Genomic DNA, 7,333 nt, shown 5'->3' on the forward strand with positions numbered 1-7,333 from the left:
GAGCACCACGTCGTAGTCCGCCCACGGCCACGCCGCCAGCGCGCGGTCGTCGGTGAGGTCGAGCTCGTCGCGGTCCGCCAGGTCGGCGCCGGTGAACTCTGCCGCCAGCGCCCGACCGAGCTGGCCGCGCGCGCCGGTGACCAGCACCCGCCGCGGCGCGACCGGGCCGGCGTCGTGCAGCGACGGGTTGGCCCGGTCCTTCGCCGAGATCTCGGCCGCCGCGAGGTCGACCGGCCAGTCGATGCCCAGCGCCGGGTCGTCCAGCGCGACCGCGGGATAGTCGACGCCCGCGCGCCAGTGGTCGTTGACCAGGTAGCTGTAGGCGGTGCCGTCCTCCAGCGCCTGGTAGCCGTTGCCCACACCGCGCGGGACGAACACCGCCACGCCGGGCCGCAGCTCGACCCGGCAGGTGCGGCCGAAGCCGCGCCCGGCCCGCAGGTCCACCCAGACCGCGAACACCGCGCCGGCCGCGACCGTGACCAGCTTGTCCCACGGCTCCGCGTGGATGCCGCGGGTCACGCCCCGGCGCGCGCTGAAGCACAGGTTGCCCTGCACGGGCCCGAAGTCGGGCACCCCGAGCGCCACCATCGTCTCCCGCTGCCAGGACTCCTCGAACCAGCCGCGGGCGTCCTCGTGCACCGCGAGCCGCACCACCAGCAGCCCCGGGATCGCCAGCCGCTCCACCGCCGGGCGGGTCACTGGCCCACCGCCGCATAGGCCGCCTCGACCTCGCGCTTGTGCGCCCGCCACCAGCCCGGGTGCGCGACGTACCACTCGATCGTGTCCGCCAGCCCCGCCTCGAAGTCGGAGTACGCCGGGCGCCACCCCAGCTCGGTGCGCAGCTTGGTCGCGTCGATCGCGTAGCGCAGGTCGTGGCCCGGCCGGTCGCCCACCAGGTCGAAGTCGTCCTCGGGCCGGCCCAGCAGCCGCAGGATCAGCCGCACCACGTCGAGGTTGCTGCGCTCGCCGCCCGCGCCGACCAGGTAGGTCTCGCCGATCCGGCCGCGCTCGAGGATCCGCAGCACCGCCGAGGCGTGGTCGGCGGCGTGGATCCAGTCGCGGACGTTGCGGCCCGCGCCGTAGACCCGCGGCCGCCCGCCCGCCAGCACGTTGGTGATCTGGCGCGGGATGAACTTCTCCACGTGCTGCCACGGCCCGTAGTTGTTCGAGCAGTTCGAGATCGTCGCCGGCACGCCGAAGCTGCGCACCCACGCCCGCACCAGGTGGTCGGACCCGGCCTTGGTGGAGGAGTACGGGCTCGACGGGTCGTACGCCGAGGCCTCGGTGAACCGCGCCGGGTCGTCGAGCGCCAGGTCGCCGTACACCTCGTCGGTCGAGACGTGGTGCAGCCGGACGCCCGACCGGCGTACCGCCTCCAGCAGTGTGAAGGTGCCCAGCAGGTTGGTCCGGACGAACGGCGCAGGGTCGCGCAGCGAGTTGTCGTTGTGCGACTCGGCCGCGAAGTGCACCACCGCGTCATGGCCGGCCACCAGCGGCCCGACCACCTCGGCGTCGGCGACGTCGCCGACCACCAGCCGCACCCGGCCGGGCGGGCAGCCCTCGAGCGCGGCCGGGCTCGCGGCGTAGGTGAGCTTGTCGAGGACCGTCACGTCCAGGTCGGTGGTCGCCATCACGTGGTGGACGAAGTTCGACCCGACGAAGCCGGCACCCCCGGTGACGAGGATCCGTCGCACGACCTCGACGCTAGGTGGGCCGGCGCGCGGGCCGGGGCGCCCCCGAGCGGCGTACTCGATCTTGGGGAAGCGCCCTCTGGCTGGTCGGTGGGCACACGTCGGCTGCCTAGCGTCGGGGCATGCGGGGAATCGTCCTGGCCGGCGGCACCGGCTCCCGCCTGCACCCGATCACCCACGGGCTGAGCAAGCAGCTGCTGCCCGTCTACGACAAGCCGATGGTCTACTACCCGCTCTGCACGCTGATGCTCGCCGGCATCCGGGAGATCCTGGTGATCGCGACCCCGCACGAGGTCGGGCAGTTCGAGCGGCTGCTCGGCGACGGCGGCGACCTCGGCGTCGCCATCGACTACGCCGTGCAGCCCGCGCCCGAGGGGCTCGCCCAGGCGTTCCTCATCGGCGAGCGGCACATCGCCGGCGACCGGGTCGCGCTCGTGCTCGGCGACAACATCTTCCACGGCGAGGGGCTCGGCACCCGCCTGCAGCGCTTCGGCCACCTCGACGGTGCGGCCGTGTTCGCCTACCGGGTCGCCGACCCGACGGCGTACGGCGTCGTGGAGTTCGACGACGAGGGCCGCGCCCTGTCGCTCGAGGAGAAGCCGGCCCGCCCGCGCAGCAGCTATGCCGTCCCCGGGCTCTACTTCTACGGCACCGACGTGGTCGAGCGGGCGCGCACGCTGCGGCCCTCGGCGCGCGGGGAGCTCGAGATCACCGACCTCAACCGGACCTACCTGGAGGAGGGCCGGCTGCACGTCGAGGTGCTCCCACGCGGCGCCGCGTGGCTCGACACCGGCACGTTCGACGCCCTCAACGACGCCTGCAACTACGTGCGTGCGGTCGAGACCCGCCAGGGGGTGATGGTCGGCTCGCCGGAGGAGGTCGCCTGGCGGATGGGCTTCATCTCCGACGAGGGGCTGCGGCTGGCCGCCAAGCGGCAGCTCAACAGTGGGTACGGCGGGTACCTGCTCGGCCTGCTGGAGCCCTGACGCCCCGGGTCATCGCGGTGGTTGAGGTGCGAGGAGCGCCAGCGACGAGCCTCGAAACCACCGCCGCGTCGGCCCGTGGGGTCATCCCGGTGGTTGAGGAGGTTGCGCTGCAACCGTCTCGAAACCACCGTCACATCTGGCTCGGCCTGCGGGTGGTCTCCGGTCGGGGTTGCGTTGACGGGAGACGTGGTCGCCGTCCGCTGTGGTCGAGCGCGAGGTGGTCACCGCGGTCACGGACCTGACGGTCGCGGGTGGTCGTCGTGCTTGTGGTCACCGTCGTCGACCCGGGATTCCGGCTACCGGCATCACCCACCCAGCGACTCCAGAAGATTTTGCTTTCGAATGTGCCGGGACCCTGTGGAACAAGGGGTTCTGGGCGTCTCGTTGTCGGTGGGCAGTGCTGGGATGGATCCATGGCAGCCCTCCCGCTCACGCACCCGGACCTCGATGGTCCCGGCGGGCTGCTGGCCGCCCTGGAGACGACCCAGGCCGAGCTGGACCGGCAGGAGATCGCGAAGTTCCGGCTCGCTGCCGACTGGGCCGCCGCCCACCCTGTCGACGACCTCGACGACGCCGCGACCGTCGAGGGGACCGAGGGCGAGCTCGCGATCGCGGGGCCCGGGGCGCCGCTGGTGGCGGAGTTCTGTGTCGCGGACTTCGCCCTCGCTATCGGGGTGTCCACCGACGCGGGCCGGTCCTATCTCGGGGATGCGGTGGAGGTCCGCTACCGGCTCCCGCGCCTGTGGGCCCGCGTGATGGCCGGGCAGGTGGCGGTGTGGCGGGCCCGCAAGATCGCCCGCAGCACCATGTCCCTGCCCGCGGAAGGTGCTGACCATGTCGACCGGCATCTCGCCCCGGTGGCGCACCGGCTCACCTGGGCGCAGCTGGAGCGGACCGTGGAGGCCGCGCGTGCCACCTTCGACCCCATCGAGGCCGAACACCGCCGGCTGCTCGCGGCGGAGGGTCGGTTCTTCGACGTCGACACCCACACCCCGTCGCTGGAGGGCACCGCGACTGTGCGGGGCGAGCTGGACCTGGCGGACGCCCTGGACCTCGACCACGCGATCAGTGCCGGTGCGCAGCAGCTCGCCGACCTCGGCTGTGCTGAGACGTTGGACGTGCGCCGTGCGATGGCCGCCGGAGCGCTGGCCCGCGGCGACCTGATGCTCCCCGTCGAGGCCCGCGCCGAGCCGGTGAAGCCAGCCCGTACGCCGCGGCAGCTGGTCGTCTACACCCACCTGTCCGAGGAAGCCCTGGCCGGGGTGGAGAACACCCGCTCCCACGTGCTCGTGGGTCAGGTCGAGGGCTGGTGCGCGTCGGCCACCGGACCTGTCAGCGTCCGCCCGGTGCTGGACCTGGGCGAGCACCTCGAGGTGCCTGGCTACACGCCCTCACCCCGCCTGCGCGAGCAGGTGATGCTGACCCATCCGACGTGTGTGTTCCCGGGCTGCACCCGACCGTCGCGGGGCTGCGATCTGGATCATGTGATCCCGTGGGACCGGGGCGGTCCGACGTGCTCGTGCAATCTTGTGCCGGCCTGCAGATTCCACCATCGCTTGAAAACGCACGGTGGATGGCGCCTCGAACGGGTCGGGCACCGGCTGTTCACCTGGACCAGTCCGATGGGCCGCACGTACACGCGACATACCTGAGCACCCGACCCCGCCGGCCACGGCCGGCGGGGCCACACCCATGCCCGGGGCCGGTGATCCCACCCGGAGGGGGTGGTTTCGAGACAGGCGCCAGCGCGCCTTCCTCAACCACCGTGCTCCTGGCCTGCGCGGAACGAGCGGCCATCCGACTCTCGTGTACTCGACGGTGACCACAGCACGACGACCCCAGGCCACCGCATGCCGGGCGCCGACGGTGACCACGCCTGCGCAACCACAGCGGACGGCGACCACGTCCCCCGCTTTCAACGACCTCGAGCCGAGGCAGCCCGCGGGCCGACGCACGCCGGCGCCGGGTCAGCCGGCGAGGTCGGCGTCGACCATCCGGCCGACGATCTCGTCGAACCCCACCGTCGGAGCCCAGCCCAGGGCGTCGCGGGCGAGGGTGGCGTCGCCGACCAGCTCGGTGGGGTCGGCGGGGCGGACGAACTCCGGGTCGACCGTGACCAGCGGCTCCCAGTCCTCGATGCCGGCGCGGGCGAAGGCAGCGGCCACGAAGTCGCGCACGGAGTGGGCGACGCCGGTGGCGATCACGTAGTCGCGGGCGACGTCGGCGCGCACCGCGCGGACCATCGCGTCGACGTAGTCCGGCGCCCAGCCCCAGTCGCGGCGGGCGTCGAGGTTGCCGAGCGCGAGCGTGGTCGCGCGGCCGTGGGCGATCGCGGCGACCGTCGAGGTGATCTTGCGGGTCACGAACTCCGGCGGCCGGTGCGGCGACTCGTGGTTGTAGAGGATCGCGCTGACCGCGTGCAGGTCGCGGCGGCGATAGACGTCGACCATCAGGTGGGCGTAGGCCTTGGCGGCGCCGTACGGGTTCACCGGCCGCAGCGGCGTCGACTCGTCCTGCGGGGAGCGGTCGGGCTGGCCGAAGATCTCCGCGCTCGAGGCCTGCACGAAGCGCACCGGGCGGCCGAGCTTGTCCTGGACCGCCAGCGCCGACTCCAGCAGCGCCGCGGCGGCCATCCCGTTGACCCGGGCGGTCAGGTCCGGCTCCTCCCAGGAGCGTGCGACTGAGCTGAGCGCGGCCAGGTTGTAGACCTCGTCGGGGGCCAGGTCGACCAGCAGCGCCCGCACCTCCTCGACCGCGGTGAGGTCGCCGGTGTGCAGCTCGACGCCGGGCTGGTCGGGCAGCGGCTCGAGGTGGTGGGCCAGCGCGTGCACCTCGACGCCCTCGCCGAGCAGCCGCTCGGCGAGGTAGCGGCCGTCCTGGCCGCTGATCCCGGTGACGAAGGCCCGCCGCGGCTGGGTCATGTCACCAGCCCTGCTGGGTCGCGGCCAGGTCGGCGTCGACCATCAGCGCGACCAGCTCGCGGAACGACACCTTCGGCTTCCAGCCGAGCACCTCGCGGGCCTTGCTGGCGTCGCCGATCAGGTGGTCGACCTCGGCGGGCCGCATGAAGCGCGGGTCCTGGCGCACGTACGGCGTCCAGTCGTCCACGCCGATGTGCGCGAACGCCGCGTCGAGGAAGTCGCGGATCGAGTGCGCCTCGCCGGTCGCGATCACATAGTCGTCGGCGCTCGGCTGCTGCAGCATCAGCCACATCGCCTCGACGTAGTCGCCGGCGAACCCCCAGTCGCGCTCGGCGTCGAGGTTGCCGAGCACCAGCTCGTCCTGCAGGCCCAGCTTGATCCGGGCGACCGCCTCGCTGATCTTGCGGGTCACGAACTCCGGCCCGCGGCGCGGGGACTCGTGGTTGAACAAGATCCCCGAGGAGGCGTGCATGCCGTAGGACTCGCGGTAGTTGATCGTCATGTAGTGCCCGAACACCTTGCTGACGCCGTACGGCGAGCGCGGCCACAGCAGGGTCCGCTCGTGCTGCGGGACCTCCTGCACCTTGCCGAACATCTCCGAGCTCGACGCCTGGTAGAACCGCACGCCCTCGGGCTGGTCGCCGGTGTGCAGCCGCACCGCCTCGAGCATGTTCAGCACGCCCTTGGCGGTCACGTCGGTGGTCAGCTGGGCGTTCTCCCACGAGTACGCGACGAACGAGACCGCGCCGAGGTTGTAGACCTCGTCAGGGTCGGAGTCGCGCAGCGCCCGGATCAGGCTCGACATGTCGGTCAGGTCGCCGTTGTGGAGGCGGACGTCGGGCAGCAGCCGCTCGACCAGGTCGCGCTTGGGGTTGTTCTGCCCGCGGATCACGCCGTGGACGTCGTACCCCTTGGCGAGCAGGAACTCCGCCAGGTAGAGGCCGTCCTGGCCGGTGATGCCGGTGATGAGCGCGGTGGGCATGCCCGGATTGTGCCAGTGCCCGCCGCGGGCGCCACCCGGCGCTCAGCCCTCGCTGCTGGGACGGGCCGAGACGTAGACCGCGAGCTCGCGGTCGGCGGACACGATCCGGGCGACCTCCTCACCGCCGTCGCAGCGGCGCAGGGAGACCGTGACGGTGCCGTCGCGGTCGCGGTCCAGCGCCCGCCAGCTCCCGCCGGCCTCCTCCCACCGGAACAGCTCGCCGAGCGGGTCGTGGCCGTGCGCCGTGCGGTCACTCACGGGGTTGGTCATCCGTGGTCTCCTCTCGTGGGGCTCTCGGTGGTCGCGTGGGTCGTGCCCCCGAGGTGGCGGGCGGTGTTGACCAGCCCGACCAGGCTGAACGCCTGCGGTGTGTTGCCGAGATGCGCCCCGGTCCGCGGGTCGCACTCCTCGCTCAGCATGCCAACATCGTTACGCAGAGCCAACAGGCGGGTGAACAGGTCCTCGGCCTCGCGGGTGCGGCCGATGCCGTGCAGGGCGTCGGCAAGCCAGAAGCTGCAGGCCAGGAACGCGCCCTCCGAGCCGGGAAGCCCGTCGGTGCCGCCGTCGGCCTGCGGGTCGTAGCGCAGCAGGAAGCCGTCGCGGCACAGCTCCCGCTGGACGGCCTCGACCGTGCCGACGATCCGCTCGTCGTCCCAGGACAGGAACCCGACACGCGGCAGCAGGAGCAGCGCCGCGTCCAGGCCCTCGGAGCCGTAGAACTGGGTGAACGTACGCCGGTCCGCGTCGTACCCG

At 72.6% G+C, this 7,333-nt stretch carries 8 protein-coding genes; 2 read left to right on the plus strand and 6 right to left on the minus strand.

Features of this window, described 5'->3' with window-relative positions; translation table 11 throughout:
- Positions 1-699 (minus strand): dTDP-4-dehydrorhamnose 3,5-epimerase family protein (locus VGD85_RS15340; RefSeq protein WP_331064301.1); only part of this gene is annotated, 699 nt, incomplete at its 3' end.
- Entirely contained in the window at positions 696-1,694 is a 999-nt protein-coding gene (gene rfbB / locus VGD85_RS15345; protein ID WP_331064302.1) for a dTDP-glucose 4,6-dehydratase, read from the minus strand. The genes VGD85_RS15340 and rfbB, both read right to left, overlap by 4 nt.
- Positions 1,695-1,813: 119 nt before the next feature.
- Between rfbB and rfbA the strand changes: the two genes are divergently transcribed.
- Together rfbA and VGD85_RS15355 are read left to right on the plus strand one after the other, a co-directional pair.
- Positions 1,814-2,677 (plus strand): glucose-1-phosphate thymidylyltransferase RfbA, encoded by an 864-nt coding sequence (gene rfbA / locus VGD85_RS15350; protein ID WP_331064303.1) that lies wholly within the window; start codon positions 1,814-1,816, stop codon positions 2,675-2,677.
- A 413-nt stretch (positions 2,678-3,090) separates the two neighbouring features.
- A complete protein-coding gene (locus tag VGD85_RS15355; RefSeq protein WP_331064304.1) occupies positions 3,091-4,329 on the plus strand; it encodes an HNH endonuclease signature motif containing protein in 1,239 nt (412 codons plus the stop codon).
- A 315-nt stretch (positions 4,330-4,644) separates the two neighbouring features.
- On the opposite strand, the gene VGD85_RS15360 is transcribed toward VGD85_RS15355, so the two are convergent.
- From VGD85_RS15360 to VGD85_RS15375, 4 genes are all read right to left on the minus strand, one after another.
- Positions 4,645-5,598, minus strand: coding sequence for a GDP-mannose 4,6-dehydratase (locus VGD85_RS15360; protein WP_331064305.1), 954 nt, complete (start codon positions 5,596-5,598; stop codon positions 4,645-4,647).
- Position 5,599: 1 nt separating this feature from the next.
- Positions 5,600-6,580, minus strand: coding sequence for a GDP-mannose 4,6-dehydratase (gene gmd, locus VGD85_RS15365; protein WP_331064306.1), 981 nt, complete (start codon positions 6,578-6,580; stop codon positions 5,600-5,602).
- A 42-nt stretch (positions 6,581-6,622) separates the two neighbouring features.
- Positions 6,623-6,850, minus strand: a complete 228-nt coding sequence (locus VGD85_RS15370; RefSeq protein WP_331064307.1) for a hypothetical protein — start codon at positions 6,848-6,850, stop codon at positions 6,623-6,625.
- Positions 6,847-7,333 (minus strand): glycoside hydrolase family 15 protein (locus VGD85_RS15375; RefSeq protein WP_331064308.1); only part of this gene is annotated, 487 nt, incomplete at its 5' end. The genes VGD85_RS15370 and VGD85_RS15375, both read right to left, overlap by 4 nt.

This window comes from Nocardioides sp. (assembly GCF_036401255.1).
Classification (GTDB): Bacteria; Actinomycetota; Actinomycetes; order Propionibacteriales; family Nocardioidaceae; genus Nocardioides.